We start from the raw sequence: 473 nt of genomic DNA, 5'->3' as shown, positions 1-473 counted from the left end.
CCCTGACCGTGTTCGAGTCGTACCCGATCGAGCGGGCCGGACTCGACGAGAACACCGACATCGCGGGCATGCGGGTGCGCGCCCTGCAGGGTCTCGACGCCACGCACTACCCGATCACGCTGATGACGTTGCCGGACATGCGCATGACGCTGCGGTACCGGCCGTCGTCGTTCACGGCCGACGAGGCGGCGACCCTGGCCGCACGGCTCGCCCAGATCCTGGGCGCGATCGTCGCCGACCCGTCGCGGCCCGTGGGCGACATCGACGTCCTGACTGCCGGCGAGCGCACCACCGTCGTCGAGACCTGGAACGCGACACGGCATCCGGTCCCCGCGACGACCCTGGCCGAGTTGTTCGCCGCGCAGGTCGCGCGCACCCCGGATGCGCCGGCGGTCTCCTTCGGTGACGTCACGCTGTCCTACGCGGATTTCGACGCCCGGGTGAACCGTCTGGCCCGGTACCTCGCCGCGGCC

General features: G+C 71.7%; 1 protein-coding gene. It reads left to right on the top strand.

Annotated elements, in window-relative coordinates:
* The coding region (locus tag AC07RN_RS21115) for a hypothetical protein (protein WP_478337237.1) at positions 1 to 473 on the top strand (473 nt) is incomplete at both ends.

It is taken from the genome of Lelliottia sp. GFLA7, from assembly GCF_056490165.1.
Note: the sequence above shows the minus strand (reverse complement) of the source record. Positions and strands in the feature narration are given on the sequence as shown.